27 protein-coding genes are annotated in these 24959 nt (G+C 68.4%); 18 read left to right on the top strand and 9 right to left on the bottom strand.

What is annotated here, in order from left to right:
- Window positions 1-18: 18 nt before the first annotated feature.
- Window positions 19-903 carry a DMT family transporter gene (locus LPA45_RS22015; protein ID WP_116319631.1) on the top strand — a complete coding sequence of 295 codons (885 nt, stop codon included), beginning with the start codon at window positions 19-21 and terminating at the stop codon, window positions 901-903.
- Here LPA45_RS22015 and LPA45_RS22020 read toward each other — a convergent pair.
- Window positions 900-1493 (bottom strand): flavin reductase family protein, encoded by a 594-nt coding sequence (locus LPA45_RS22020; RefSeq protein WP_116319632.1) that lies wholly within the window; start codon window positions 1491-1493, stop codon window positions 900-902. The genes LPA45_RS22015 and LPA45_RS22020 overlap by 4 nt on opposite strands.
- On the bottom strand, window positions 1490-2668 hold the full coding sequence (locus tag LPA45_RS22025; RefSeq protein ID WP_116319633.1) for an acyl-CoA dehydrogenase family protein: 1179 nt from the start codon (window positions 2666-2668) through the stop codon (window positions 1490-1492). The genes LPA45_RS22020 and LPA45_RS22025 overlap by 4 nt, the downstream gene beginning before the upstream one ends.
- A 147-nt stretch (window positions 2669-2815) precedes the next feature.
- On the opposite strand from LPA45_RS22025, the gene LPA45_RS22030 reads away from it, so the two are divergent.
- Window positions 2816-3817: an AraC family transcriptional regulator gene (locus LPA45_RS22030; RefSeq protein WP_116319634.1), complete on the top strand. Its 1002-nt coding sequence runs from the start codon at window positions 2816-2818 to the stop codon at window positions 3815-3817.
- Window positions 3818-3910: 93 nt separating this feature from the next.
- Here the strand turns inward: LPA45_RS22030 and LPA45_RS22035 are convergent, their stop codons facing one another.
- Window positions 3911-4054: an entericidin A/B family lipoprotein gene (locus LPA45_RS22035; protein WP_029044501.1), complete on the bottom strand. Its 144-nt coding sequence runs from the start codon at window positions 4052-4054 to the stop codon at window positions 3911-3913.
- A gap of 254 nt (window positions 4055-4308) precedes the next feature.
- Here LPA45_RS22035 and LPA45_RS22040 point away from each other — a divergent pair, with 254 nt between their 5' ends.
- The 3 genes from LPA45_RS22040 (at window position 4309) to LPA45_RS22050 (ending at window position 7846) form a co-directional block, all read left to right on the top strand.
- Window positions 4309-4437, top strand: a complete 129-nt coding sequence (locus LPA45_RS22040; RefSeq protein WP_233528140.1) for a DUF2188 domain-containing protein — start codon at window positions 4309-4311, stop codon at window positions 4435-4437.
- A gap of 516 nt (window positions 4438-4953) precedes the next feature.
- The gene (locus LPA45_RS22045) at window positions 4954-5283 is read left to right on the top strand and encodes a hypothetical protein (protein WP_233528125.1); all 330 of its coding nucleotides are present in this window, start codon (window positions 4954-4956) and stop codon (window positions 5281-5283) included.
- A gap of 211 nt (window positions 5284-5494) precedes the next feature.
- Window positions 5495-7846 carry a VTT domain-containing protein gene (locus LPA45_RS22050; RefSeq protein WP_367395109.1) on the top strand — a complete coding sequence of 784 codons (2352 nt, stop codon included), beginning with the start codon at window positions 5495-5497 and terminating at the stop codon, window positions 7844-7846.
- A gap of 21 nt (window positions 7847-7867) precedes the next feature.
- On the opposite strand, the gene LPA45_RS22055 is transcribed toward LPA45_RS22050, so the two are convergent.
- Window positions 7868-8350 carry a DUF1579 domain-containing protein gene (locus LPA45_RS22055; RefSeq protein WP_116319637.1) on the bottom strand — a complete coding sequence of 161 codons (483 nt, stop codon included), beginning with the start codon at window positions 8348-8350 and terminating at the stop codon, window positions 7868-7870.
- A 150-nt stretch (window positions 8351-8500) separates the two neighbouring features.
- On the bottom strand, window positions 8501-8866 hold the full coding sequence (locus LPA45_RS22060) for a DUF2880 domain-containing protein (RefSeq protein ID WP_116319638.1): 366 nt from the start codon (window positions 8864-8866) through the stop codon (window positions 8501-8503).
- Between the two features lie 160 nt (window positions 8867-9026).
- Between LPA45_RS22060 and LPA45_RS22065 the strand changes: the two genes are divergently transcribed.
- The 3 genes from LPA45_RS22065 to LPA45_RS22075 all read left to right on the top strand — a co-directional run bounded on the left by LPA45_RS22065 (window position 9027) and on the right by LPA45_RS22075 (window position 10874).
- Window positions 9027-9518, top strand: coding sequence for a flavodoxin family protein (locus LPA45_RS22065; RefSeq protein ID WP_317921260.1), 492 nt, complete (start codon window positions 9027-9029; stop codon window positions 9516-9518).
- 85 nt (window positions 9519-9603) lie between these two features.
- Window positions 9604-9876 carry a hypothetical protein gene (locus tag LPA45_RS22070; protein ID WP_116319640.1) on the top strand — a complete coding sequence of 91 codons (273 nt, stop codon included), beginning with the start codon at window positions 9604-9606 and terminating at the stop codon, window positions 9874-9876.
- Window positions 9877-10055: 179 nt separating this feature from the next.
- A complete protein-coding gene (locus tag LPA45_RS22075; RefSeq protein WP_317921261.1) occupies window positions 10056-10874 on the top strand; it encodes an SDR family NAD(P)-dependent oxidoreductase in 819 nt (272 codons plus the stop codon).
- Window positions 10875-10936: 62 nt separating this feature from the next.
- Here LPA45_RS22075 and LPA45_RS22080 read toward each other — a convergent pair whose 3' ends face one another.
- On the bottom strand, window positions 10937-11905 hold the full coding sequence (locus tag LPA45_RS22080; RefSeq protein WP_116319642.1) for a BON domain-containing protein: 969 nt from the start codon (window positions 11903-11905) through the stop codon (window positions 10937-10939).
- A 273-nt stretch (window positions 11906-12178) separates the two neighbouring features.
- On the bottom strand, window positions 12179-12391 hold the full coding sequence (locus LPA45_RS22085) for a hypothetical protein (protein ID WP_317921262.1): 213 nt from the start codon (window positions 12389-12391) through the stop codon (window positions 12179-12181).
- A 255-nt stretch (window positions 12392-12646) separates the two neighbouring features.
- On the opposite strand from LPA45_RS22085, the gene flhC reads away from it, so the two are divergent.
- The 3 genes from flhC (at window position 12647) to LPA45_RS22100 (ending at window position 14924) form a co-directional block, all read left to right on the top strand.
- Window positions 12647-13168, top strand: coding sequence for a flagellar transcriptional regulator FlhC (gene flhC / locus LPA45_RS22090; protein WP_233528141.1), 522 nt, complete (start codon window positions 12647-12649; stop codon window positions 13166-13168).
- Between the two features lie 135 nt (window positions 13169-13303).
- A complete protein-coding gene (locus LPA45_RS22095; RefSeq protein WP_317921263.1) occupies window positions 13304-13699 on the top strand; it encodes a hypothetical protein in 396 nt (131 codons plus the stop codon).
- A gap of 346 nt (window positions 13700-14045) precedes the next feature.
- Window positions 14046-14924 carry a lipid A biosynthesis lauroyl acyltransferase gene (locus LPA45_RS22100; RefSeq protein WP_116319646.1) on the top strand — a complete coding sequence of 293 codons (879 nt, stop codon included), beginning with the start codon at window positions 14046-14048 and terminating at the stop codon, window positions 14922-14924.
- 8 nt (window positions 14925-14932) lie between these two features.
- Here LPA45_RS22100 and LPA45_RS22105 read toward each other — a convergent pair whose 3' ends face one another.
- The gene (locus LPA45_RS22105) at window positions 14933-15772 is read right to left on the bottom strand and encodes an IclR family transcriptional regulator (protein ID WP_116319647.1); all 840 of its coding nucleotides are present in this window, start codon (window positions 15770-15772) and stop codon (window positions 14933-14935) included.
- Between the two features lie 112 nt (window positions 15773-15884).
- Between LPA45_RS22105 and LPA45_RS22110 the strand changes: the two genes are divergently transcribed.
- The 4 genes from LPA45_RS22110 to LPA45_RS22125 are packed head-to-tail and all read left to right on the top strand — an operon-like array spanning window position 15885 to window position 20110.
- Window positions 15885-16655: an enoyl-CoA hydratase/isomerase family protein gene (locus LPA45_RS22110; protein WP_116319648.1), complete on the top strand. Its 771-nt coding sequence runs from the start codon at window positions 15885-15887 to the stop codon at window positions 16653-16655.
- A 10-nt stretch (window positions 16656-16665) separates the two neighbouring features.
- Window positions 16666-17880 (top strand): CaiB/BaiF CoA-transferase family protein, encoded by a 1215-nt coding sequence (locus LPA45_RS22115; RefSeq protein WP_116319649.1) that lies wholly within the window; start codon window positions 16666-16668, stop codon window positions 17878-17880.
- 13 nt (window positions 17881-17893) lie between these two features.
- Window positions 17894-19060, top strand: a complete 1167-nt coding sequence (locus LPA45_RS22120; RefSeq protein ID WP_116319650.1) for an acyl-CoA dehydrogenase family protein — start codon at window positions 17894-17896, stop codon at window positions 19058-19060.
- A gap of 60 nt (window positions 19061-19120) precedes the next feature.
- On the top strand, window positions 19121-20110 hold the full coding sequence (locus LPA45_RS22125) for a tripartite tricarboxylate transporter substrate binding protein (RefSeq protein ID WP_116319651.1): 990 nt from the start codon (window positions 19121-19123) through the stop codon (window positions 20108-20110).
- 12 nt (window positions 20111-20122) lie between these two features.
- Here LPA45_RS22125 and LPA45_RS22130 read toward each other — a convergent pair whose 3' ends face one another.
- The gene (locus LPA45_RS22130) at window positions 20123-21007 is read right to left on the bottom strand and encodes a LysR family transcriptional regulator (protein WP_116319652.1); all 885 of its coding nucleotides are present in this window, start codon (window positions 21005-21007) and stop codon (window positions 20123-20125) included.
- 119 nt (window positions 21008-21126) lie between these two features.
- Here LPA45_RS22130 and LPA45_RS22135 point away from each other — a divergent pair, with 119 nt between their 5' ends.
- From LPA45_RS22135 to LPA45_RS22145, 3 genes are all read left to right on the top strand, one after another.
- Window positions 21127-22680: an AMP-binding protein gene (locus tag LPA45_RS22135; RefSeq protein WP_116319653.1), complete on the top strand. Its 1554-nt coding sequence runs from the start codon at window positions 21127-21129 to the stop codon at window positions 22678-22680.
- Window positions 22681-22694: 14 nt separating this feature from the next.
- Window positions 22695-23900 carry an acyl-CoA dehydrogenase family protein gene (locus LPA45_RS22140; protein ID WP_116319654.1) on the top strand — a complete coding sequence of 402 codons (1206 nt, stop codon included), beginning with the start codon at window positions 22695-22697 and terminating at the stop codon, window positions 23898-23900.
- A gap of 64 nt (window positions 23901-23964) precedes the next feature.
- Window positions 23965-24954 carry a tripartite tricarboxylate transporter substrate binding protein gene (locus tag LPA45_RS22145; protein ID WP_116319655.1) on the top strand — a complete coding sequence of 330 codons (990 nt, stop codon included), beginning with the start codon at window positions 23965-23967 and terminating at the stop codon, window positions 24952-24954.
- Window positions 24955-24959: the final 5 nt, after the last annotated feature.

Consider the following 24959-nt stretch of genomic DNA (forward strand, 5'->3'; position numbering starts at 1 on the left):
CATAGACCCCTGGCCCGCATGCCACGTGCGAACACCGTCCTGCTGACCACACTGGCCATGCTGGCCTTCGCCGGCAACTCCCTGTTATGCCGGCTCGCGCTGGAAGGCACCACCATCGACGCGACCAGCTTCACGCTGGCGCGCGTCACCGCGGCGGCCGCGATGCTGTGGATCATCGTGGTGGTGCAGCACCGGTTGCTGCGCTCCGACACCATGGCGTGGTTTCCGCCGCTGGCCGGCAGCTGGATTTCGGCACTGGCGCTGTTCTGCTACGCCGCAGCGTTCTCGTTTGCCTACCTGCGCCTGGGCGCCGGCACCGGGGCGTTGTTGCTGTTCGCTGCCGTGCAGGCCACCATGACGGGCTACGGGCTGGCGGCCGGCGAGTCGCTGCGCATGCAGCAATGGATCGGCCTGGCGCTCGCGCTCGTGGGGCTGGTGTGGCTGCTGCTGCCGGGACTGGCCACGCCGCCGCTGCTGTCTTCCCTGTTGATGATCCTGGCGGGCATCGCCTGGGGCATCTATTCGCTGCACGGGCGGCGCAATGCCGATCCGGTCACGACCACGGCGGGCAATTTCCTGCGCGCGGTACCACTGGCGCTGGCGCTGGCCGCGGTGATGCAGGCGCAGCGTTCGCTGGACCGCGCGGGCCTGGTGTATGCATTGCTGTCCGGCGCGGTCACGTCCGGGCTTGGCTATGTGGTCTGGTATGCGGTGGTGCCGCGCCTGCGCGCGGCCACCGCCGCCACGGTGCAACTGAGCGTGCCGATCATTGCCGCGGCGGGCGGCATCGTGCTGCTGGGTGAAACGCTGACGCTGCGGCTCGCGGTCAGCGCGGTGGCCGTGCTCGGTGGCATTGCCCTGGTGATCGCCGGCAAGGCCCGCGGAGCACGGGTGCTGCGCTAGGCCGCACCGGCGTCGATGCTCGCCGTCCCTTCGCCAAACCCGCCCCCATGGAACACCAGCGGCGCACCGGGCGACGCGCCGTAGGCCATCACCTCGACCACGAACACCACATGGTCGCCGAACCTGCGCACCGAGCGGTGCCGGCAGATAAATGTCGCCAGCGCGCCGGCCAGCAGCACCGTGCCGCACGGTCCGGGGCGGCAATCCACACCGGCAAAGCGGTCGATATCACGCCCGGCAAAACGCCGGCACAAGGCCAGTTGTCCGCTGCCCAGCACGTTGATGGCATGACAGGGCGCGGCGCGCAGCGCCGGCAGGCTGCCGGATGCGCGCGCCAGGCACCACAGCAGCAGCGGCGGCGCCAGCGAGACGGAAGTGAAGGCGTTGATCGTCACCCCGACCGGCCTGCCCTCCGCGTCCGCCGCGGTCACTACCGTCACGCCGGTGGCGAACTGCCCGAGCGCATCGCGCAGGGCGCGACGTGCGCGGGCGTCATGGTCCAGGCCGCTGGAGGCCTCGCCCAGGTCATCGCAGCCGCTGTCGTTGCAGGCCTCGGTGGCATACGGCAGCGGGGCCAGTGCGGGCATCATTGCGCGGCCTGCCGCACCTCGCCGGGAGGCGCATCGATATCCAGGCCCAGCGCCATGCGTCCGGCGTACTCCTGCTGGGCACCGGCCTGCAACGGATGGAAGCGCGCGCCTTGCGCATCGCGGAAGCGCCGCTCCAGCCCGGTATCGCGATAAAAGCCCGCGCCGCCGGCGAGGTCCATGGCCGCTTCGACGGTCGCCAGCACCGCGCGCGCAGCCAGCGTGCGCCCGCACATGATGCGGTTGGTGGTCACCGCACCCGGCGCGTGCCCCGCGGCTGCGTCGAACATCGTATCCAGCGCCATGCGCGCGGCTTCGGCTTCGTTGCAGAGGCGTCCGGCCGCTTCCACCGCATGCGCGCTGAGGCGACGCTGCCGCGCCAGTTGCAGGGCGATATCGCGCGCGGCTTCGGCGATGCCGACGTAGACCGCGTAGATCAGCGGCAACGCGATCATCGAGACGGTATGCATCATCGGATGCCAGACACCTTGCGGGCGGCGCGCGGCGACGGCGGTGTCCGGCACCAGCACGCCTTCAAGCAGCACGTCGTGCGAGCCCGTGCCGCGCATGCCCAGCGCGTGCCAGTTCGACATCACGCGCACGCCGGGGCTCTTCATCGGCAGCGCGAAATGCAGCACCGTGGGCCCGGCTTCGGGATCGTCGTACACCGCGCAAGTCATGAACAAGTCCGCCACCGGCGCGCCGCTGGCGAAGATCTTGCGCCCGTCCACACGGAAGCCACCTTCGACACGCGTGGCCTTGCCGCTGCCCTGCAGCCAGTCCGAACCGCCGCTGCCCAGCAGCACCATCTGCTCGCCCGCCACGCGCTTGAGCAGCCCTTCCACCGGCGCTTTCTGATTGCGCCAGCGCCATGCCGCCGTGGCCACCGGATGCGTGTGCATGGCAAAGGCCAGTGCGGTCGACCCGCAGTACTTGCCCAGCTCGCGCAGCACGCCGCCCAGCTCCTGGTGGGACAAGCCGGCACCGCCCAGCTCCTGCGGCACGGCGGCGGCAAAGAAGCGATGCGCTCGCAGGTCGTCGTAGTTCGCGCTGACGAACTGCTCGCTCGCGTCGATGTCGGGGGCGCGTGTGTCGAAGGTGCGGCCCAGCGCCGCGGCAAGTGCGAGCCAATCGGCCTGCGCACCTGCGCTGGCATCGGGGGCGGTAACTGTTTCCATGGTGTTGTCTCCGGCTTGTCTGATCCGTGCCGCAGAGCCGTTGTCCGGCCCGTAGCACGATGCTAGTATCGGAGCCCGGTCCCCTTGCCCGTATGATCGGGCGTCCGGCTTTCTTGCGCGAAACACCGGATCTGGAGGAAAGTGACCATGGATGCCTTGTCCGACCTGCTGCGCGCCGTGCAACTGAGCGGTGCCGTCTTCCTCAACGGCGAATTCAAGTCGCCGTGGTGCCTGGTGTCTGAAGCGGACGCTGAATTGCGCAACGCCTTCCTGCCCGGCACCGATCGCGTCGTCTCCTACCACCTGATAACCGAAGGCGTGTGCTGGGCCCGCCTTGTCGGAAGCACGGGGCCGGGCCTGCGCGTCGAGACCGGCGAGCTGCTGGTGGTACCGCAAGGCGAGCCACACGTGCTGGGCAGCGACCTGCACCTGCAGCCGGTGCAGTCCGCGCCGCTGGTCGCGGACATGCTGCGCAACAGCCCGGGCGAAGTCATGCGCGTGTCGTATGGGGGCGGCGGCGAAACCACGCGCATGGTGTGCGGCTTCCTCGGGTTCGACGACACCATGGGCAACCCGCTGCTGACCTCGCTCCCGCGGCTGTTCAAAGTGGGGTTGGGCAATGGCATCGAGTCGGCGTGGCTGTCCTCGGCGCTGGCGTTTGCCACCTCTGAAGCGGCCGAGCCGCGCGCGGGCAGCGCCACGGTGCTGGCCAAGCTGTCCGAGCTGCTCTTCGTGCAGGCGGTGCGGCGCTGTATTGACACGCTCCCGGACAATGAAAGCGGCTGGCTGGCCGCGCTGCGCGACCGCTACGTAGGGCGGGCCCTGTCGCGCATGCATGCCCGCCCAGCCTACCCGTGGACAGTGGACGAGCTCGCCGGCAACGTCGGGCTGTCACGCTCGGCGCTGGCGCAACGCTTTACCGATCTGCTCGGCCAGCCACCGATGCAATACCTGGCGCACTGGCGCCTGCGCACCGCGGCGGCGGAGCTGCGCAGCGGCAACCGGTCGATCGGCGAGATCGCGGGCGCGGTCGGCTATGACTCCGAGGCGGCGTTCAGCCGCGCCTTCAAGCGCGAGTTCGGGCTCCCGCCAGCAAGCTGGCGCCGCAGCCGCGACGAGGAACGCGTGCCGGAGTCGGTTGCGCACTGAAGCTGCCACTGAACCTGACATTGCCAACCAAACACAAATGGCCCGTGCCAGTGGCACGGGCCATTTGCCGCGCAAGCGAGCGTCGGCAGTCGATTACATTTTCTGCTTGGTGTTCTCTGCCGCGCCCTGCACCTTCTCGCCGCCGCGTTCGATGTCCTTGCCTGCACCGGCCATGGTGTTGCAACCGGTAACCAGCATCACGCCAGCGAGGGCAAACAGTGCGAATAGCTTTCTCATGACGATCTCCTTGCTTCGTGTGGAAGCGGCATGCGCCGCCAGATGGAATAGCTCGGGATAGCTTGACCGGGCAGCTTCATGCCCAACCGGCAATTGGATCGTAGCAACCGACAACCGCGCGAAAAGTCGGCTTTCGTCCTACCGCGGTGTCAGCCGACGGCGCGACATGTCCTCGGCTGTAGGACAGCGACCGATACCCGTGCGCCGGGGGCGGCGAAGCCACGGCGCGGCAGTTTCCCACCCAGGAATCCGCCATCGCAGCGGGCTGGCTGCGGGCACGCCAGGACGGCGTGTCGCTGTGCATCCATCGCCGCGATGGCATGGTGCGCGAGCGCAAGATCGATTGCCGCGAGTCCAGGACCATGCCGCGCCTGGGACACTGAAAGCTGACCCGGACGGCGGGAATGCTCGCCGACCGCGACATTCGCGTCATGGCCCGCAACAGTTCATTGCGTAGTCAACGTTGAGTCAGATCAACGGTTTAGAAATCGTTGCATGCAATCGACCGTTTCAGTGCCAATACTAAGACCAGGCACCTACAGAGACCCCGTCATGTCCCGCATACTCAGAAACCGTCCGCTCGACATCTATCCCGACCCGCTTGAGGCCAGGATCGCTGAACTCCACGAAATGGCGACCGATGTGCACGCCAGGCAGGCCCGCAGATGGCGCCGCCAGAGCGCCGTCGCCGGGGCTGCTCTCGCCCCGGAACACCGGTTTCCGTGCGGCGATCCGCAAACCCGGCACTGACGGAAGGTTCCGTCCACGCATCGCGCGAAGAATGTGAACAAGTGTCATATCCGGTTGGCAAGATATGACCCCTGCGAAAGAATGGATTCCCGCATCCGATATGGCCCAAAGAGGCCAGGCGGATGCTCCAATCTTCCTCACGCAGCGACATGAATCGAACCACCCGGGATTGCGTGCTGGCTCTGATGAACAGCCTGCGTGCCCAGGGGCCCATGCCCCGGCACCGGCTTGCCGCCGCCAGCCGCCTGAATGCCGCGGAACTGACCCGCGCTCTGAAATCGGCCCGCCAAATGGGCGTCGTCGCCTATGCCGGCGAACCAGAACTTGGCTCGCAGGCCGACACCTTGCTGGTACTGACCGGCCGGCCGTTGCCGCCGCCGCGCAAGGTGGCGCCGCCCGCGCGCGAGGCCACGCCGCATTTCCAGCCGCTGCTTGACGCTTGGGGCATCGCCCGCCCGGCGCGCCGCCAGGCATCGTAAGACCTGCCGGCGCCGCTTGCGCCGGCAGTGCGGTTCTTACAAAGGCAGGTAAAGCGCACACGCGGCGCACACGCGGCGCGCACACCTTCCCATCTTATTTCCCTGCCTCTGGACGCCGCTTCCCACGGCCGCAACGCTCACGGCAGTCCCGTCACACCCTCCGGTATGGAACTTGCGCGACGCTTAAGGCTTATCCTCCTGAGCGTGCGACATGAGGCCACAGATTCCGCCCGGCACCCCGACGCGGCCAGCGCCGGACACTCCGCATGAATTGCAGGAACCGCCCGCCTTCACACTGGAGCCCGGGCGCAACTGCTGGCGTGTCGAGCCGTGCCAGCGCTTTGCCATGCTCGTCGACGGCGACGCGTATTTCCGCGCGCTGCGCGAAGCGTTGCCGCGCGCCGAGCACACCATCTTTATCCTCGGCTGGGACATCGACAGCCGCATGGAACTCGTGCCCGACGGCGCGCAGGACGGCCTGCCTGACGGGCTGCGCGACTTCCTCTGCGCACTGGCGGACCGCCGTCCCGACCTTCGCATCTATATCCTGAGCTGGGATTACGCCATGGTGATGGCGATGGAGCGCGAATGGCTGCCGTCGGCCAGCGCGCACTGGCAGGCGCACCGGCACCTGTCGTTCCGGCTCGACGGCAACCATCCGCCCGGCGCCTCGCACCACCAGAAGGTGGTGGCGATCGACAGCAAGGTCGCTTTTGTCGGCGGGCTGGACCTGACGCTGCGCCGCTGGGACGACAACAACCACGCGCCCGGCGCACCGCTGCGCATGGCCGAAGGCAAGTCCTACCCGCCCTTCCATGACGTCCAGTGCGTGCTCGATGGCCAGGCCGCCGCCGCGCTCGCCATCCTGTGCGCGGATCGCTGGCTGCGCGCGACCGGACGCAGGTCGCGTCCGGCCTCGGCGATGGCAGAGACCTCCGCGGACCCGTGGCCACCCAGCCTGAAGCCGGAACTGACCGACGTGCGCGTCGGCATCGCCCGCACCATGCCCATGTGCGAAGACGAGCCCGGCGTCAGCGAGATCCGCATGCTGCTGCGCGACGCCATTGCGTCGGCCCGTCACAGCGTCTACATGGAGAACCAGTACTTCAGCTCGGGCGAGATCGCCAAGGCGCTGGCCGGACGGCTGGGGCGTGAGAATGGCCCCGATATCGTGCTGGTATCGCGACGCAACGAGAGCGGCTGGCTGGAGGCGCACAGCATGGGCGTGCTGCGCGCGCGCCTGTACCGGCGCCTGCGGGCGGCGGACACAGGCAACCGCTTTCACCTGTTTTGCCCGACGATACCGGGGCTGCTGCCCGAATGCGTCAACGTCCACAGCAAGGTAACGGTGATCGACGACGATTTCCTGACCATTGGTTCTTCCAACCTCAGCAACCGCTCGCTGGGGCTGGACACCGAGTGCAATGTGGTGGTGACCTCAGGCGGCGACCCGCGCGTGCGCGAAGCCATCGCTGCCATGCGGTCCCGGCTGCTGGGCGAGCACCTTGAGATCGCGCCCGAGGCCTTCCAGGCCAAGGTGGCCGAAACGCGCAGCCTGCTGGCGGCCATCCGCGCGCTGCAGCGTGACGACGGCCGCACGCTGGAAGACTACGAGCCCCCGCTGCCGGACGACCTCGACGCCGCTTCCCCGGCCGACCACCTGCTCGACCCGATCGAGCCCATCGACAGCGACCAGGTGCTGGCCGAATTCGTCAGCCACGAAGCGCGCCCACGCGTGGTAGGCCGTGTCGGCGTGATGGTGGCGCTGGCGCTGGTGCTGGCCGGGCTCGCCTTCGCCTGGCGCTACACGCCGCTGCGCGAATGGGCGGATTTCCGCGCGCTGCTGGCCGTGGTCGAGCGCCTGGACGACATGCCCATGGCGCCGCTGGCAATGATGGGGGTCTACCTGGCCGGGGCGGTGACCATGCTGCCGGTCACGCTGCTGATCCTCGTGACCGTGGTGGTGTTCGGGCCGCTCTATGGCGCCGCGCTGGCGCTGGGTGGCACCATGCTGAGCACCGGCGCGGGCTACCTGGCGGGCCGCCTGCTCGGCCGCAATACTGTGCGCCGCTTCGGCGGCCGGCGGCTGAACCGGGTCAGCCACCAGCTCGGCAGGCACGGCGTGCTGGCGATGGTGGTGTTGCGGCTGGTGCCGATCGCGCCGTTCTCGCTGGTCAACCTGGTGGTCGGCGCGTCGCGCATCAGCCTGCGCGACTGCCTGGTGGGCACGGCGCTGGGGATGCTGCCGGGCATCGTGATCTCGGCCTTCCTGGTCGACCGCGTCGCCGCCGTGGCGCGCAACCCGGGGCCGGCGACTTTTGCGCTGCTGGCGCTGGTGCTTCTGCTGCCGGCGTCGATACTGCTGTTGCTGCGGCGCCGGCGGCGGCGCAATGCCGAACGCCACAAGGCGGAACGGCAGCGGCCGGTGAGCCAACAGGAAAGCCAACAGGAAAGCCAACAGGAAAGCCCGCAGGAAAGCCCGCAGGACGACCAGCATCGCCGCCCTGGCGGTCCCGGGCGCCGGCTGGCGCGCGTCGCCCATGCCACGGGAGAGCGCACCTGAGCGGCAGGAACGGGCGCCGCACTAGCGCTTGCGGCGGTACGTGGCTTTCATGATCTCGGTCCACTCGCCGTTCTCGCCCTGCATGAATGACGTCAGCGTCCGTTCATTGTCATCCTTGAAGGCGATCACATCGCGGTACTGGACCGTGCGGCCATTGCCCGAACAATCTGGTCCCTCGGCGCGCAGCGTCAGCTGCTGGCCGCCGGCGTCGAGGTCTCCCTCGTAGACCCACAGGTGGGTCATCATCGAGCCGATGAAGGTGCCGACGAAATGCTTGCGGGCGGGATCGTAGCCCAGTGTCATCACGGTGGTGGCGGGGCCGCAGCCGGGCATGTCGCCTTGCGCCGTGCCCTGTACCCAGAGCTCGCCAACGCCGGTGACCCGCTCGGGAATCTGCCATTTCTGCGGTGGCTGGTCCGGTCCCATCACGGCCTCGCCTTCGGCCATCCATTCGCCCACCAGCCGTTGCAGCCAGCGGTGTTCCTTCTGAGCTTCGGTCTTCATTCGGAGTCTCCTTGCGTTTGCGGCCAACGGGCCCGGCACGGGCATTTGTGGATGCCGTACACATAGACTAGCAAAGAAAATGGACAGCATCCACATTTCTTTGCATCACGCCGCGCAGTGCGGCAGGTGCCTGGACTTCCCCGGCTGGAGCTACTGCGGCAGCCGAACCTTGGGCACTACGAACTGGTTGCCGGGCGCGCGCATCACGTCGCACTGCACCTTGGCCTTGCGCGCCGCGCCGTCCTGCGCGACGTATTCGACATCGCCAACCACGCTGTAGGCGTCTTCCGCGACCTTGCGGGTCTTGGCACTGACCCACTTGAAGCTGCCCGGGTTGGGCAGCGCAGCCTTGACCGCCTTCATGCAGGCAATGGGGGCTTCAGGAGCCTCGTCGCGTCCGCGTGGCTTCGGCGCGTCGTCCGCGGCCTGAGCGGCCGCTGCGCAGCCAAGCGACAGCACCAGCGCAAGCGCGGTAGAAAAGGAACGCGGAGAAAGCGACGAGCGCGGCGAAGGCATCTTGGAAACTCCTGGACCGGGGGCGGAAACTACACAGGCGCCACATTTTAACGCCGGCGCCCATGCCGGTCAGTCCGCCGGTGCGTTGTAAAAGTTCCCAGGTCGCCACTGGCGCCCGGCGTGCTACAGTGGGTTCGCGCATCCCGCCCTGCACGCAAGCATGAAAACGCTGTTGATCGTCTACCACACCATGACCGGCGGCACCCGCCAGATGGCCGAGGCAGCCGCGGCGGCCGCGCGTGCGCAGGAGGGCGTCGTGGTGGTGCTCAAGCGTGCGGCCGAGGCCGGGCCCGACGATGTGCTGGCCGCCGATGGCTACCTGTTCGCCACGCCGGAGAACCTCGCCGCCATCGCGGGGATGATGAAGGACTTCTTCGACCGCAGTTACTACCCCGTGCTGGACCGCATCAACGGCCGTCCCTACGCCGCCATGATCTGCGCCGGCAGCGATGGCCAGAACGCACTGCGGCAGGTAGACCGCATTGCCACGGGCTGGCGCCTCAACCCCGTTGCGCCCGGGCTGATCGTCTGCACGCACGCACAGACGCCGGAGCGCATTCTCGCGCCCAAGCAGATCGGTGCGGAGGACTTGGCGCGCTGCGCGGAACTGGGCGAAGGGCTGGCCGCCGGGCTGGCGCTGGGCGTCTTCTGACCCGCCTGAAGCCTGTGCCAGCGTAATTCCCGTCCGGGAACGGGACTTGCACGACCATGGCATCCGCCCTCCTGAGCGCAACGCCATGGAAGACCCCGAAGTCATTGCCGCGGAAGCCCGCCGCGATCCCCTGGACAGCACCGCCCGCGGCCCCATGCGCGTGGTCGAAGCGCTGACGCAGACCGCTCTGGTACTGATGGCGGCCACGCTCGCCTGGGTGCTGTGGCGGCGCACCGATGCCTTTGCCTGGTTCGGCTCGCTGGCGCCGGCGGCATGCGCGGCGCTGGCTCTGCTGGCGACGATCGTGGCATTGCTCGGGGTCTGGTTCGGCATACATGCCTGGCGGCGCGTGGGCTGAGGCAAGTCCCGCTGGCGCCATGTGTCGCCAAACCTTACAACGCGGCGGTAAGAATGTCCTCCGCTGCGCAGTCCCCGGAGGCCATCATGGCTGACATTCCCTCTCCTGCTCCCTCTCCTGCTTCCACTCCTGCTCCCTCTCCTGCTCCCACTCCTGCCCCCTCCCATGTCCGCACCGGCTTGCTTGCCGTGATCACCGGCGCCTCGTCAGGCATCGGCTATGAACTGGCGCGGTGCTGCGTGCGGTACGGCTATGACCTCGTTATCGCCGCCGATGAGCCGCAGATCGAAGTTGCCGCCGCGCAACTCCGTGACGAGGGTGCCCAGGTAGAAGCGCTGGTGGCGGACCTGTCCACGCCGGCCGGCATCGAGCAGTTGTGCGCGGCCTGCGAAAACCGCCGCGTCGACGTGCTCTGCGCCAATGCCGGCCGCGGTCTCGGCCACGCGTTCCTGGATCAGGATTTTGCCGATATCCAGCACGTGCTGGAAACCAACGTGACCGGCACCGTCCATTTGCTGCACCGGGTTGGCCAGCGCATGCGCGAGCAGCGCAGCGGGCGCATCCTGATCACGGGGTCGATTGCCGGCTTCATGCCGGGCACCTACCAGGCGGTGTACAACGCCACCAAGGCGTTCCTGGATTCGTTCTCGTACGCCCTGCGGCACGAGTTGCAGGGCACCGGCGTGACCGTGACCTGCCTGATGCCCGGCGCGACCGAGACCGAGTTTTTCGAGCGCGCGGACCTGCTGGACACCCGGATCGGCCAGCAGAAGAAGGCCGATGCCGCCGAGGTCGCACGGACCGGCTTCGATTCGATGATGCGCGGCGAAGGCGAAGTCATCACCGGCTGGCAGAACAAGCTGCGAGCGGCGATTGCCATGGTCACCCCGGCGGACGTGCTGGCCGAGCAGCATCGCCGCATGGCGCAGCCGCGCAGCGAGGCCGACGACCGCTTGCCGCCGGAGGAATCGCCCGACGCGCCGCGTCGCGAGGTGTGAAAGCGGACGGGGCCGCGCCAGCGGCGCAGCCCCGCTTTCCGGTGGCTTGACGCCGCGCGAAATCAGGGGCGCGTCGTGCCGCCGGTGCTGTCGCGGCCGGCACCCGGGCCGCCACTGCCCGCTTCCATGCCGCCGCCATAGCTGCTGGCGGTCGACCCGGTCGCGCTGCCGGCACTGCTGATACCGCTGACATGGCCTTGCCCGGCCGCGCCGGAAGCTGTGTTCCGCGTCTCGCCTACACCCTCGGAAAGGCCCGAAACGCCGAACGGTCCGGCCGAGCCCATCCGGATCCCGTTGTGGACTTCACGCACGCCAAACACGTCGTCGGCAATGTCTTCAATGCAGTACTTCTGGCGGCGATCGCGCACGTTGCCGCTCAGGCGCACCACCCCGCTCTCCACTTCTACCTCAACGTCCTGCACATCGACATGGGGCGCATGGGCCAGGCGCTCGCAGATTTCTTCACGGATGCGATCGTCGCTGCGCTGGTAGCCCTTCGGGCCAACGCGGTCGCGCCCGCGCAGCTGCCGGCCAAACCGCCGTTCACCCGCGCCCTGCCTGCCGAAATCGCCGGCACTGCGCCCGGCCGAACCCGGCCGCTCGGAAATGCCGTAGCCCTGGTCATACTCGCTACCGCTCGAAGCCATCCCACCCTGGCGACCGGTCATCGCCTGGCCGCCGCGGCGGCTTTCGCCCCACTCATCGCGCACGTTGCCGCCCTGGTCCGAGGCGCTGCCGCGCCACGCTTCATCGTCGTCCCACGGCGCGCGCTGGCCGGACCGCTGCCAGTCTTCTCCGCCGCCCTGGCCGCCCTGACCTTCCTGGCGGCTGCCGTAATAGCCCTGACCCCGCACATCGCCGCCATGGCGCTGGCGGCCCTCGTAGCGGCCTTCGCCGTAGTCGCGGGCCGGCCCGCCCGATTGCCCGTAGCGTCCCTCGCCATAGCCTCGCGGGTCGTCCGCACGGTCGCGCCGCGGCGCCTCTTCGTCGCGCCACCACGAGTTGCTGCCTTCATTCCGGAATGGATGCATGGTTGATCTCCTGCGGATTGGAACTGCCGGATGGGAACTGCGGCGGCGGCATGCCACCGCGCCGCACCAGTTGCCAGAGGGCGCAAGTTCCGTACCACTGCGACAGTCATCGCGCGCCATTGCGCGCGACTGCAAGTCACCCAATGCAACGGCGGGCGCCCTGTAAAAAGCGCCCGCCGTTGTAAGCATCCTTGCGATGCCTGGAAATCCCGGATTTTCTCAATGGGGTCCAGCAATGGATCCCCGATGTTGCGTCGCCGATGCTGCGTCGCTTCAGGCGGCCAGTGACTCCGTAAATCCTATCGCGGACTCGCAGCCGTCCGGATCTTCCTGCACGATCAGCCCGACACCACGCCGCTTTGCCGCGGCTTTGCCGATATTGACGGCGACGTCCCGGTCCTCGCAATGAACCAGGCCCTTGCGCGCACTTTCGACCGTCAGTTCCCAGCCTTGGGGCGTCTGCCTGATGAGGAAGTTCGCAGCCATGGGTTGCTCCCGAGTCGTTTACGTGTTCTTGAAGGGTAGCGCATGGGTGTACAGGCAAAATCGGCGTCCGTCCTATACCGTGTGGGCACTTCTCCTACACACCCGGCCGGGAAGCGACTCTTGATGCATATCAGAGTTATGACAAAACGGCCATCCATAGAATCCATCGCTATTCAGCGAAACATTCAGGAAACGATGGACTTGCGCCCCGACACAGACCCGCCACCCTCGTCTTCGCCGCCCACCAGCAAGAGCATGCTGCATGACGTCGAGCAAATCCGGCTGGCCATCGAACTGATTGGGCTGGGTGCGCGCCTGCAGGTGCTGGAATCGGCGCTGACGTTGCCGCGGGTGCGGCTGGTCCGGCTGTACAAGGAGCTGCGCGGGAAATCGCCGCCCAAGGGCATGCTGCCCTATTCCACCGACTGGTTCGTGACATGGCGCCCCAACGCCCATGCATCGATGCTGCTCAACGCCTATCGATTCATGCGCGACGCCGGCGGGCTGGCCGGTATCCGCGCGGTGCTGTCGGGCTACCGCGTCTACCGGGAGCAGTTGTCCGTGACCGGGGAACCCGCGGAACTCAGCTTTACCCGCGCCTGGACGCTGGTGCGCTTTCACGAGAACGGCATGCTCCAGCTGGCGCGCTGCCGTCGCTGCGCAGGCGACTACGTGGTCCACGCCTATGGCCTGCGCCGGCATTTCGTTTGCGGCCTGTGCCTGCCGCCCGCGCGTGCCGGCAAGGGCCGCAAGGCGGTCGCGCGCACAGTGGCCTGAACGCGCGCCGGTGGCAGGCATTGTTTCCTGCCGCACTGTCAGCGCCGCCACGGCGTTCCAAGATATGCAAGTCAGCCAGACCGGCCGGCCGCGCGCATGCGCGGCGTTCACGATTGCCCTCGGGGAGCCCTGCCGATGTTCAGGATCAACCTGCTGTCCCGCATACTTGGCGCCGCGACGCCGCCCCAGGCCGCCAACGACGCACGCCACCTGGCACCAGCGCATGCCGTGCCCCCCGCGCCGGCCATCACCGCGCCCGTGGCACCGGCCAGCCCGGACCCGCTGGCCACCAGCCTCAAGACACAGGGCGATGCCATGGTCCAGTACGGCGCGCGCCTTCTGGTGATACGGGAACTGCTCGGCGCCCTGGCCGCCGGGTTGCCGCCGGCGGCCCAGGCCGGGGTGGAGCGGCGCTTCCGCGTGCGCGTCGACCAGTTGCTGGCTCTGACCGACGACCGCGCCCTGCCGGCCGAATTCCACGATACGCTGCTGGCGGAAATCAACTACTACTTGGGCGAGCTGAAGCACTGAGCGCGCGGCGCCGAAGCCGGGCGTCAAGCCATGCGCCACCCGCATGATGTTGCGTGGCGGACACTTTTCGACGTTGTAACACCTCGGTACATGCCCGCCTGTCGCAACGTGCTACAGTGCGCGCTTCGCAGCGCAACTGCGCGCTAACGCTCCCATTCCGTACGTTCCGACGCGCACACCGTGCGCGCCAGGCGTTGCCCATCGCCGTGCCGGGCCGCCAGCCATTGCTCTTGCCGACCGCGCGCGCCCCGCCCGCCCTCGTCCGCCACCTGTCGTGGCGCCCAATCATTACCGTGCAGCCGCCCGGCGGAACGCCGCGCTGCCGCCACCGCTCCACAGGATCCTCATGACCCATCGGCTCCGGGCCGCACTAGTCGTCACTGTCTTCAAGCTCCTCGCGGCGCTGCCTTACGGCTTGACCGCGCGCCTGGGAGACGCTATCGGCAAGCTGCTGTACCAGATCCCCAGCCGCCGGCGCCGCATCGTGCTGACCAACCTGGCCCTGTGCTTCCCGGACATGGACGAAGCCGCCCGGCAGCAGCTGGCGCGGCGCCACTTCGGCCATGTCATGCGCAGCTACCTGGAGCGCGGCGTGCAATGGTTTGGCGATGCCGGGCGGCTGGACAAGCTGATCGAACTGGACACCCGCATCGACCTGTCCACCTGCACCGAGCAACCAACCATCTTCCTGGGTTTCCACTTCGTCGCGATCGAAGCGGGGTGCATGTTCTACTCGATCCGCCACCCGGTCGCATCGCTGTACACCAAGATGTCGAGCCCGCTGCTGGAAGAAATCGCGCGCACGCAGCGTGGGCGCTTTGGTGCCGAGATGATCCCGCGCAGCGGCAGCGGCAAGCAGGTGGTGCGCACGCTGCGCTCCGGCTGCCCGGTCATGCTGGCGGCGGACATGGACTTCGGCCTGGCCGATTCGGTGTTCGTGCCGTTCTTCGGCGTGCCGGCGTGCACACTGACGTCGGCCTCGCGGCTGGCCAGCATGACGGGCGCGCGCGTGGTGCCCTTTACCACCGAGGTGCTGCCCGACTACCGCGGCTACCGCCTCCGCATCTTCGACCCGCTGGAGGGCTTTCCGTCCGGCTCCGTGGAGGAGGATTCGCGCCGCATGAATGCCTTCCTGGAATCGCAGATCGCGACCATGCCGGAGCAGTACTACTGGGTCCACCGGCGCTTCAAGAACCGGCCCGCCGGCATGGCGCCGGTGTACTGAGCCCGGCGCTAGCCGCCGCCGGCGCGCTGCCACGCCGACTGGATATCGTCCATCAGCCGCGCCAGCTTTACCGCATAGCGGGCGTTGTCGCGCCTGCGCTCGCTGGCTGAATACGGAAAGCTGATGTTCAGGCCATAGAGCTGCTGGTCGGGGCCACGGAACGCCGCGCCCACCGCCAGCAAATGCCCCTGCTGGTATGCGGCGGTGCAAAAGCCGCGCTGTTGCGACTGCTCGATCGCCTGCAGCACGCGTGCCTGCATGGCCGGCCAGGCCTCGCCCTGCCGCGCGGCAATACCTTCCAGCATGTCTTCCCGCACACCATCCGGCTGCGCTCCCAGCCACGCCAGCCCGATCGAGGTCAGCTCCATCGGCACGCGCGTGCCCGGCACCACGCGCCGCGTGCGCGAGACGCTGTCGCGGCTGTGGCGGATCGAGGCCAGGTACACCATGTCGAGCTTGTCGCCCACGGCCAGTCCCACGTTGACCTTGTCGGCCTCTGCCACCTTGCGCATCAGCGGCAGCGCAATATCCGCGGCGCGGTTGGCGTGGCGGAAGGCATCGGCCAGGCTCAGCACCACCGGCGCCAGCCGGTAGGCGCGTTCGTTGACGTCGTAGCGCAGGAAGCTGGCGTCCACCAGCGATCGCGTCAGCCTGCTGACGGTCGGCCGCGGCAGGCCGGTGCGCGCCGCCAGCTCGGCATTGGTCAGGCTGGTGGTCCCGACGCGGAAGGCGCGCAGCAGTACCAGCCCCCGCTCCAGCGACTGGCTGCCAGCGGTGTCGCGGGTAAAGCGGCCGGTCTGGTGGGTCACGCGGCGCGTCGACACCGCTTCGGGTGCTGTATCAGCCATCTCCGCATAATTTCAGTAAGCGAAATCCGAGTATAGCGGCGAGGCGCGGCAGCGCGAATACTGAGTGCTCCGCCGGACCTGCGCCGGCCCACAACACTGAGGAGCGCCCCGCATGTCATCCAATGCCGACATCCAGCTGAGCCGCGACGGCCACGTCGCCCGCATTGTGCTGTCCCGTCCGCCGCACAACTTTGTCGATGCCGACGTGATGCGCCGCCTCGCGGACACCCTGCTGGCCCTGGACGACGACGCCAGCTGCCGCGCCATTGTGCTGGCCTCCGGGGTCAGCGCGTTCTGCGCCGGCGCCGACTTCAGCGGCGCCGGCCAGGGCGAGATCGCCAACGACCCGGCCGGTTTCTACGTGCATGCGATGAAGCTCTACCGCAACCGCAAGCCCATCGTCGCCGCGGTCGAAGGCGCCGCCATTGGCGCCGGGCTGGGCCTGGCACTGGTGGCCGACTTCCGGGTGACCTGCCCCGAGGCACGCTACAGCGCCAATTTCAACCGGCTCGGCTTCCACCCCGGCTTCGGCCTCAGCGTGACGCTGCCGCGGCTGGTCGGCGAGCAGCAGGCCGCGCTGCTGTTCTATACCGGCCGCCGCATCTCCGGTAGCGACGCCGTCGCCATCGGCCTGGCCGATGAACTGGTGGCCAAGGCTGAAGTCAACGACCGCGCCATGGCGCTCGCCCAGGAGATCGCCGCCTCCGCGCCGCTGGCGGTGGAAACCACGCGCGCCACGCTGCGCGAGGGGCTGGCCGACCGCATCGCCGAGGTCAACCAGCGCGAACTGGCCATCCAGCGTGGGCAGTTCCGCAGCGACGATTTCCGCGAAGGCGTGGCAGCGATGGCGGAACGCCGTACGCCGGTATTCCACCGCCGCTAAGGAGCCGTCCGTGCCTGAACACCACACCCCTGCCACGCCCGCCGGCCCGCTCGACGGCATCCGCGTGCTGGATCTCACGTCGGTCGTGCTCGGCCCGCTGGCCACGCAGGTGCTGGCCGACTTCGGCGCCGACGTGATCAAGATCGAAGGTCCGGAAGGCGATCTGATGCGCGCCAACGGCGTGTCGCAGCACGCCGGCATGAGCTCGATCTACCTGGCGCTGAACCGTAACAAGCGCTCGGTCGTACTCGACCTGAAGACCCCCGAGGGCGTTGCAGCGCTGCGCGCGCTGATCGCCGGCGCAGACGTGCTGGTGCACAACATGCGCGTGGCGGCGATCGAGCGGCTGGGCTTTGGCTACGAGGCGGTCGCGCGCATCAACCCGCGCATCGTCTATTGCGTGGCCACAGGCTTCGGCCAGGACGGCCCGCATCGCGACAAGCCCGCTTTCGACGACATCATCCAGGCGGGCTGCGGACTGGTGGCGCTGGGCGCCGGCACAGGCGAGCGGCCGGAATACGTGCCCAGCCTGATCGCCGACAAGACCACCGGGCTGGCGCTGGCCAACGCGGTGCTGGCCGCGCTGCTGCATCGGGAACGCCACGGCGTGGGCCAGTCGGTCGAAGTGCCGATGCTGGAGACCATGGCCGCATTCGTGATGACCGAGCACCTGGGTGGCCTGACCTTCGACCCCGCTCCCGCCGGCGCCGGCTATGCGCGTCTGCTGCAAGGCGGCCGCCGCCCGGCGCCGACGCGCGACGGCTGGATCTGCGCGCTGCCCTATACCGAGCGCCACTGGCAAGCCTTCTTCCGCGCGGTCGGCCGCGACGACCTTGCCGACCGCTATGAAGTCAGCGACCGCGCGCAGCGCAATGCCAATATCCGCGCGCTGTACGGGCACCTGGCCGAGCTGACGCCTGAGCGCAGCACCGACGAATGGATGGTGCTGTTCGAATCGCTCGACATCCCCGCCACGCCGATCTACGGGCTCGATGCGCTGGTCGATCATCCGCACCTGCAAGCCGTGGGCCTGTTCCAGGCGACGCAGCACCCCACCGAAGGCCCGCTGCGCGAAGTGCGCCCGGCCGCGCGCTTTTCGGCCACGCCGCTGTCCTTGCGCCGCCATGCGCCGGCGCTCGGCGAACACACCGCCGAGGTCTTGCAGGAAGCCGGTATCGCCCTGCCCGCCGCGCATGCCGGCACACACGCCGGCGCTCAGGAATAACAAGGAGACACGCATGAATTTCCAGCTCGATGAAGAACACCGCATGCTCAAGGACCTGGTCGCGCGCTTCGTGCGCGACCAGCTGATCCCATTGGAGCCGGCGGTGCTGGCCCGCGAGGCCAGTGGCGGAGAACACGCGCTGCTGCCGGAAGAACACGCACGCCTTGACGGCCTGTCGCGCGAGCTTGGCCTGTGGGGACTGGATGCGCCCACGGAGATGGGCGGCGCCGACCTGCCCGTGGTGGCGATGGTCGGCGTCAACGAAGAACTCGGCAAGACCATCACGCCCTACGATCTGCCGCCGGATTCGCCCAACCTGCGCATGCTGATGCTGACCGCGAACGACGCCCAGCGCGAGCGCTACCTGGACCCGTATGCGCGCGGCGAAACGGTATCGGCCATCGCCATTTCCGAGCCCGGCGCCGGGGGCGACCCCGCCATGATGACCACGCGCGCCGAACGCGACGGCGACCACTGGGTGCTGAACGGCCGCAAGATCTGGATCAGCCGCGCGGCGCGCGCCGACTGGACCATCGTGATGGCCGTGACCGACAAGGCGAAGGGCGCGCGCGGCGGCATCTCGGCCTTTATCGTCGAGCGCGGCACGCCCGGCCTGCGCGTGGAGCGCCGCATCCCGATGATCGGCGGCCATTCCACCTATGAAGTCGTGCTGGAAGACTGCCGCGTCCCCGCCACGCAGTTGCTTGGCACCGAAGGCCAGGGCTTTGCGCCGATGCAGGCGCGCCTGTCCACGCGCCGGGTGCAGATGGCCGCGTGGTGCATCGGCCGGGCGCAGCGCGCGCTCGACATGATCTGCGAATACGCGCCGCAGCGGCAGACCTTCGGCGCGCCGCTGGCACAGCGCCAGGCGGTCCAGTGGTGGGTGGCGGACGCCGCCACGCGCATCCATGCCTGCCGCCTGATGACCTATGAAGCCGCCAGCCGCATCGATGCCGGCGAAGAGGCGCGCACGCAGGTCTCGATGATCAAGGTCTTCGCCACCGAAATGGCGTGGGAAGTGATCGACCAGGCGATGCAGACCTTCGGCGCGATGGGCATGACCAAGGAACTGCCGCTGCAGCAGATGGCCAACGAGACCCGGCTGATGCGCATCTACGAAGGGCCCAGCGAAGTCCATCGCTGGGTGATCGCGCGCGACCTGCTCGGCCTGCGCCGCTGAGTGACCGACTTCTCGCACCGGCGGGAACACGCCGGGTTTTTCCGACCGAAAGGAGACACCATGCAACAGCCTTACCGTTCGCGACGCCGCTTCCTCGGCCTCGCCGCCGCGGCACTGGCCGGCATCGCAACGCTGCCGGCGTTTGCTGCCGAAGACGCCTTCCCCACGCGCCCGATGCGCTTTATCGTGCCGTTCCCGGCAGGCAGCGGCACCGACACCACCGCGCGCATGTTCGCCAAGAAGATCGGCGAGCTGACCGGCCAGGGCGTAGTGGTCGAGAACAAGCCAGGCGGCAACGGCTTTATCGGCGTGCAGACCGCGCTGAACGCGCCGGCCGACGGCTACACGGTGTTTATCGGCAGCAATTCCACGCTGTCGACCAACGCCGCCACCTTCCGCAAGCTGCCGTATGACCCGCTGACGGATTTCGCGCCGATCACGCTGCTGTCGCGCGGGCCGTGCGTGGTCATCGTGCCGGCCGGCTCGCCCTACCGCACACTGGCGGAACTGCTGGAGGACGCGCGCAAGCGGCCCGGCGCGCTCAATTACGGCACGGGCTCGATCTCGTACACGCTGTACAGCGAATGGTTCAACGAGCTGGCGAAGATCAAGACCACCGCGGTGCCTTACAAGGGCGCGGGCGATGCGATCAACGGCGTGATGGCGGCCAACGTGGACTTTGCCGTGGTCGATGCCACCGGCGCAATCGAACTGGTGCGCGGCGGCAAGGTCCGGGCGCTGGCCTATACCGCGCCGCAGCGCTCGCCGCTGTTGCCGGACGTGCCGTCGATCGTCGAGGCCGGCCTGCCGGATTTCCTGGCGTACAACTGGGTGGCCGCGGCGATATCCGCCAAGACCCCGCCGGCGGTGGTGAAGCGGCTGCAGGACCTGTTCACGCAGGCTGGCAACGCGCCCGACGTGCGCGAGTACTACACACGCCAGTCGACCAAGCTGATCCTGTCGTCGCCGGCGGAAATGCTGCAATACCAGAAGGACGAGATCGTGCGCTGGAAGCGGCTGGCGGCGGTCGCCAGGATCCCGCTGCAATAACCTTCAGCGCGCTCAGCGGCTGTGCTCGCGCAGCAGCGTCGTCAGGCGCTGCGCCAGCGGCGACAGGTACGCGCCGGCGCGGGTCAGCACGCCGATCCGCCGGCGCAGGTCCAGCTCTTCCACTTCCAGCGGCAGCGCGCGCAGGCCGTGCTGCATGGCGTCGCCGCCCTCGTTGGCGATGCTCAGCATCTGCGTACCCTGAATCAGCGCGAACAGCGAGGGGCTGCCGAAATCGATCTCGACGCGCGGCTGCGGCGCCGGCAGGCCGCGCTGGCGGAAGGCGGCATCGACCTGCTGCCGCAGCGTGATATGCGCCTCCGGCAGCAGCCATTCCTGGTCGGCCAGGTCCACCAGCCGCAGCTTGCGCCGGCGCAATAGCGCGTGGCCCTGATCGGCCACCACCACCAGCCGGTCGTCGAACAGCGGCTCCACCGCAAAGTCCGTTGAAGCCTGCACCGGCGCCACCGCGAGATCGAGTTCGCCGGCGGCCAGCAGGTCCAGCACGTCCCGCGCCAGCCGGCGCCGCAAGCGCAGCCGCGCGACCGGGCGCTCACGCATCAGCTGCTGGCACGCGCCCAGGATCACGCCACCCGGAATCGACGGCGAATAGCCGACCCGCAGCACGCCCTGCTCGCCGGTGCGGATACCGAGCATTTCCTTGATGCCGTCCTCATACTCCAGCCGGATGCGCCGCGCCCGCTCCAGGAAGCGCGCGCCGGCGTAAGTGGCGGTCATGCCGTTGGCGGTACGCTCGAACAGCGGCAGCCCGGCCTGCGCCTCCACCCGCTGCACCGCCTTGGTCAGGGCCGGCTGGCTGATCCCGAGGGCCTCCGCCGCCCTGCCGATGCCGCCGTGCGTTGCCACGGCGAGGATGTAGTCCAGATCCCGCGTCTCCATTGCCTCACATTCCTGATGGTTATGGCTTTATATCCAGCGCCGCATTGTGGTGATGGGCGCCATCTTACAGACTTAGGCGCAGAGCCGTAGCACAACATCATTCGCATCACGGAGACAGCATGAGTTTCGCGTACTTCCTGCGCCGCGCCGCGCGCTATTGGGGCGACCAGCCCGCCATCCTCTACCAGGACCAGGTGGTGACCTACCGCCAGCTGGAAGAGCGCTCCACCCGGCTGGCCAACGCGCTGCTGGCGCTCGGGCTGCAGCACGGCGACCGCGTGGCGGTGCAGGCGCGCAACCGGCCCGAGCTGGTCGAGCTGGAGTGCGCGCTGTACAAGGCCGGCCTGGTCAAGGCCGCGCTGAATCCGCGCTTTACCGCCGCGGAAGCCACTGATGTGGTCGAGAACTGCACGCCGCGCGTGCTGATCGCCGGCCCCGGCTACACCGGCTACTCGCGCGCCACGCCGGGCTTCGGCAGCGTGGAGACGTTTATCGCCATCGGCGACGCGCCCGCAGGCTATGTCGGCTACGAATCGCTGCTGGCCAACGCCGGCACCACGCCGCCCGACATCGCACCCGCTGCCAGCGATCTCGCCGTGCTGCACTTCTCGTCCGGCTCCACCGGCAAGATCAAGGCGGCGATGCAGACCTACGGCAACCGCATGGCGGCGCTGCGCAAGATGGTGGCCGGCATGGACCGCCCCGCTCGACCCGGAGACCGGCTGGCGCTGATCGGCCCGGTCACGCACGCGTCCGGCATGCTGATGCAGCCTTACCTGTACCTGGGCGCGACGCTGGTGCTTTTCGAAAAATTCGAGCCCGCACACTTCCTGGCCGAGGTGGCGCGGCTGCGCATCACGCACGTGTTCATGGTGCCGGCAATGATCAACATGCTGATGGCCGAGCCCACGCTGGCGCAGGCCGACCTGTCCAGCCTGAAGACGCTGGCCTATGGCGCCGCGCCGATGGCACCGGCGCGTATCCGCGAGGCGTGGGAGCGCATCGGCCCGATCCTGTCGCAAGGCTATGGCGCCAGCGAATCTACCTCTGGCGTCACGCGCCTGTCGACCGCCGATCATGCCGACGCGATCGCGAACCACCCCGAGCGCCTGGCGTCGTGTGGCCGCGCGCTGGGCGAGACAGAGGTGCGCGTGGTCGACGAGCAAGGCCGCGAGGTCGCGGTCGGCGAAACCGGCGAACTGGTGATCCGCGGCGAAGACGTGTTCCGGGGCTACTGGGGCGAGCCCGCGCTGACCGCCGAGACCATCGTCGACGGCTGGCTGCACACCGGCGACTTGGCGCGCGTGGACGACGCCGGCTACCTGTACCTGGTCGACCGCAAGAAGGACATGATCATTTCCGGCGGCTTCAATGTGTACCCGACCGAGGTCGAAGCGACGCTGTACCAGCACCCCGACGTGCTCGAAGCCTGCGTCATCAGCGTGCCCGACGATACCTGGGGCGAGAGCGTCAAGGCCGTGGTCACGCTGCGCCCGGGCCGAGAAGCCAGCGCGCAGCAGCTGATCGCGCACTGCCGCGAGCGCATCGCCGACTACAAATCGCCGCGTTCGGTCGACTTTGTCGCCGAACTGCCCAAGAACGCCAGCGGCAAGCTGGCCCGCAAGATCGTGCGCGAACGCTACTGGCAAGGCGTGGCGCGCCGCGTCAACTAAGGAGCCCGCCTGTCATGTTCGATCATCTGACCAACCCCGTGCTGTTGGAAACCCGCGCCGGCATCCGCCGCTTTATCGACGAAGAGCTGCGCCCGCTGGAGCAGGAGCTGGGTCTCGGTTCCGAAGACCAGTGGCCGCGCGAGGTGCTGCGCAATGTCTGGCGCCGCTCTTACGAACTGGGCTTCTATGCCGCCTGCCTGCCGGAATCGCTCGGCGGCAAGGGGCTGAACATCCAGGAGCAATGCGCGCTCAAGGCCGACCTTGCCGCCAGTGGCTCGACGCTGGCGGCGCATGTGCTGGGCGACCTGGGCGGCCCGCCGCGCGTAGGCAACATGCTCAAGTACGCCACGCCGGCGCAACTGAAGCAGTACTTCGAGCCGGTCATCCGCGGCGAGAAATCGACCTGCTTCGCGCTGACCGAAACGCATTCCGGCTCGGACGCGCAGAGCATCAAGACCACCGCGGTCGCCGACGGCGACGAGCTGGTGATCAACGGCGGCAAGCACTACATCAGCGGCGCGCCGTTCGCGGACTTCGCCATCGTCATGTGCGTGACGGATGCCACCATCACGCCGCCGGCGATCAGCGCGGTGCTGGTCGACCTGAACCTGCCGGGCGTGACCGTGACCAACGAGTACGTGCCAATGTCGGGCCAGCATATCGACGGCGATATCCGCTTCGACAACGTGCGCGTGCCGCGCGCCAATATCTTTGGCGGCGAGGGCAACGGCTTCAAGCTCGGCATGTCGCGCATCAACGTGAACCGCTTGCTGCACTGCCCGTCGATGCTGGGGCTGGCCATGCGCGCCTACGAGTCATCGGTGGAATACGCCGGCAAGCGGCGCCAGTTCGGCGGCCCGATCGCGCGCTTCCAGGCGATCCAGCACATGCTCGCCGACATGGCCGCGGCGCTGTGGGCCTGCGAAAGCATGATCGCGCACACCGCCGCGCTGGCCGATGCCGGCGCCGACCTGCGCATGAAGGCCGCGGCATGCAAGCTCTTTGTCTCGGAGCGCTGCTTCGAAGTGGCCGACAAGGCGGTGCAGATCCACGGCAACGTCGGCGTTACGCGCGGGCATCCGGTCGAGCAGACCTTCCGCAAGCTGCGCATGTTCCGCATCTTCACCGGCACCAGCGAGATCCAGCGCAACACCATCGCGCGCGCGATACTGGAGCCATTGCAGCAACAAGCGCAGCCGCCAAAGCAGCAACAGGCATGACCGTGCCGGCGGCACGGACGCCGCCGGCATCAGGACACGACAAAAAAGACCACGGAGACCTAGCATGAACCGCCGAGAATGGCTCGCCACCGCTGGCGCCGCCGCACTGGGAAGCGTCCTGCTGCCCGCCCGCGCCGCGGCCCCTGCCAACTATCCCAACCGGCCGATCCGGCTGATCGTCCCGTTCATCGCCGGCAGCACGCCCGACAATACCGCCCGCACGCTGTCGGCGGAGCTGGGCCAGAAACTCGGCCAGCCGCTGGTGGTCGAGAACATGCCCGGCGCCGGCGGCATCATCGGCGCCACCGCGCTGCGGCGTGCGGCGCCGGACGGCTACACGCTGGGCATTCTGGCCAATACGCACGTGATCAACGTGCACATGTACCGCAAGATGCCGTACGACCCGGCGCGCGATTTCACGCCGATCACGGCGCTTTCCGGCGGGCCGACTGCGCTGGTCGTGCCTGCATCGTCGCCGTACAAGACCGCGGCCGAGCTGGTCGCTGCCATGAAGAAAGCGCCGGGCAAGTTCAACTACGGCTCTGGCGGCAAGGGCAGCATCGCCCATCTGGCGGTGGAAACCATGCTGCACCAGACCGGCTGCGACGCGGTGCATATCCCGTACAAGGGCGCGCCGGAAATCATCACCGCCATGCTGACCGGGCAGACCCAGTTCGGCATGCCGGTGCTTGGCACGGCCACCCAGTATGTGCGCAACCAACAGGTGCGCGTGCTGGCCGTCACCGCCGCCGCACGCTCGCCGTTCTTCCCGGACGTGCCGACCATGGCCGAAGCGCTGCCGCCCGGCTTTGTCATCGACAACTGGAGCGGCCTGTTTGCGCCGGCCAACTTCCCGGCCGAGCTGACGCAGAAGCTCCATGCCGCGGTTGCCGCGCTGCAGAATGCCGGCGTGTTCGACGCGCAGCTCAAGGCCAACGCGGGCGAACTACGCCGCAGCGCCACCCCGGCCCAGTTCGGCACGGTCGTGGCCGCGGACAACTCCCGCTATGGCGAGCTGATGAAGTCGATCGGCATGGTCGGCGACCTGGGCTGAGCGCC

The sequence above is a fragment of the Cupriavidus sp. Agwp_2 genome, from assembly GCF_040784895.1.
In the GTDB taxonomy this organism is placed as follows: Bacteria; Pseudomonadota; Gammaproteobacteria; order Burkholderiales; family Burkholderiaceae; genus Cupriavidus.

What these genes read in the sequence shown, in the direction of transcription:
- LPA45_RS22015 (WP_116319631.1), top strand. Translation starts at nt 19, where the DNA reads ATGCCACGTGCGAACACCGTCCTGCTGACCACACTGGCCATGCTGGCC.
- LPA45_RS22020 (WP_116319632.1), bottom strand. Translation starts at nt 1,493, where the DNA reads ATGATGCCCGCACTGGCCCCGCTGCCGTATGCCACCGAGGCCTGCAAC.
- LPA45_RS22025 (WP_116319633.1), bottom strand. Translation starts at nt 2,668, where the DNA reads ATGGAAACAGTTACCGCCCCCGATGCCAGCGCAGGTGCGCAGGCCGAT.
- LPA45_RS22030 (WP_116319634.1), top strand. Translation starts at nt 2,816, where the DNA reads ATGGATGCCTTGTCCGACCTGCTGCGCGCCGTGCAACTGAGCGGTGCC.
- LPA45_RS22035 (WP_029044501.1), bottom strand. Translation starts at nt 4,054, where the DNA reads ATGAGAAAGCTATTCGCACTGTTTGCCCTCGCTGGCGTGATGCTGGTT.
- LPA45_RS22045 (WP_233528125.1), top strand. Translation starts at nt 4,954, where the DNA reads ATGAATCGAACCACCCGGGATTGCGTGCTGGCTCTGATGAACAGCCTG.
- LPA45_RS22050 (WP_367395109.1), top strand. Translation starts at nt 5,495, where the DNA reads ATGAGGCCACAGATTCCGCCCGGCACCCCGACGCGGCCAGCGCCGGAC.
- LPA45_RS22055 (WP_116319637.1), bottom strand. Translation starts at nt 8,350, where the DNA reads ATGAAGACCGAAGCTCAGAAGGAACACCGCTGGCTGCAACGGCTGGTG.
- LPA45_RS22060 (WP_116319638.1), bottom strand. Translation starts at nt 8,866, where the DNA reads ATGCCTTCGCCGCGCTCGTCGCTTTCTCCGCGTTCCTTTTCTACCGCG.
- LPA45_RS22065 (WP_317921260.1), top strand. Translation starts at nt 9,027, where the DNA reads ATGAAAACGCTGTTGATCGTCTACCACACCATGACCGGCGGCACCCGC.
- LPA45_RS22070 (WP_116319640.1), top strand. Translation starts at nt 9,604, where the DNA reads ATGGAAGACCCCGAAGTCATTGCCGCGGAAGCCCGCCGCGATCCCCTG.
- LPA45_RS22080 (WP_116319642.1), bottom strand. Translation starts at nt 11,905, where the DNA reads ATGCATCCATTCCGGAATGAAGGCAGCAACTCGTGGTGGCGCGACGAA.
- LPA45_RS22085 (WP_317921262.1), bottom strand. Translation starts at nt 12,391, where the DNA reads ATGGCTGCGAACTTCCTCATCAGGCAGACGCCCCAAGGCTGGGAACTG.
- flhC (WP_233528141.1), top strand. Translation starts at nt 12,647, where the DNA reads ATGCTGCATGACGTCGAGCAAATCCGGCTGGCCATCGAACTGATTGGG.
- LPA45_RS22095 (WP_317921263.1), top strand. Translation starts at nt 13,304, where the DNA reads ATGTTCAGGATCAACCTGCTGTCCCGCATACTTGGCGCCGCGACGCCG.
- LPA45_RS22100 (WP_116319646.1), top strand. Translation starts at nt 14,046, where the DNA reads ATGACCCATCGGCTCCGGGCCGCACTAGTCGTCACTGTCTTCAAGCTC.
- LPA45_RS22105 (WP_116319647.1), bottom strand. Translation starts at nt 15,772, where the DNA reads ATGGCTGATACAGCACCCGAAGCGGTGTCGACGCGCCGCGTGACCCAC.
- LPA45_RS22110 (WP_116319648.1), top strand. Translation starts at nt 15,885, where the DNA reads ATGTCATCCAATGCCGACATCCAGCTGAGCCGCGACGGCCACGTCGCC.
- LPA45_RS22120 (WP_116319650.1), top strand. Translation starts at nt 17,894, where the DNA reads ATGAATTTCCAGCTCGATGAAGAACACCGCATGCTCAAGGACCTGGTC.
- LPA45_RS22125 (WP_116319651.1), top strand. Translation starts at nt 19,121, where the DNA reads ATGCAACAGCCTTACCGTTCGCGACGCCGCTTCCTCGGCCTCGCCGCC.
- LPA45_RS22130 (WP_116319652.1), bottom strand. Translation starts at nt 21,007, where the DNA reads ATGGAGACGCGGGATCTGGACTACATCCTCGCCGTGGCAACGCACGGC.
- LPA45_RS22135 (WP_116319653.1), top strand. Translation starts at nt 21,127, where the DNA reads ATGAGTTTCGCGTACTTCCTGCGCCGCGCCGCGCGCTATTGGGGCGAC.
- LPA45_RS22140 (WP_116319654.1), top strand. Translation starts at nt 22,695, where the DNA reads ATGTTCGATCATCTGACCAACCCCGTGCTGTTGGAAACCCGCGCCGGC.
- LPA45_RS22145 (WP_116319655.1), top strand. Translation starts at nt 23,965, where the DNA reads ATGAACCGCCGAGAATGGCTCGCCACCGCTGGCGCCGCCGCACTGGGA.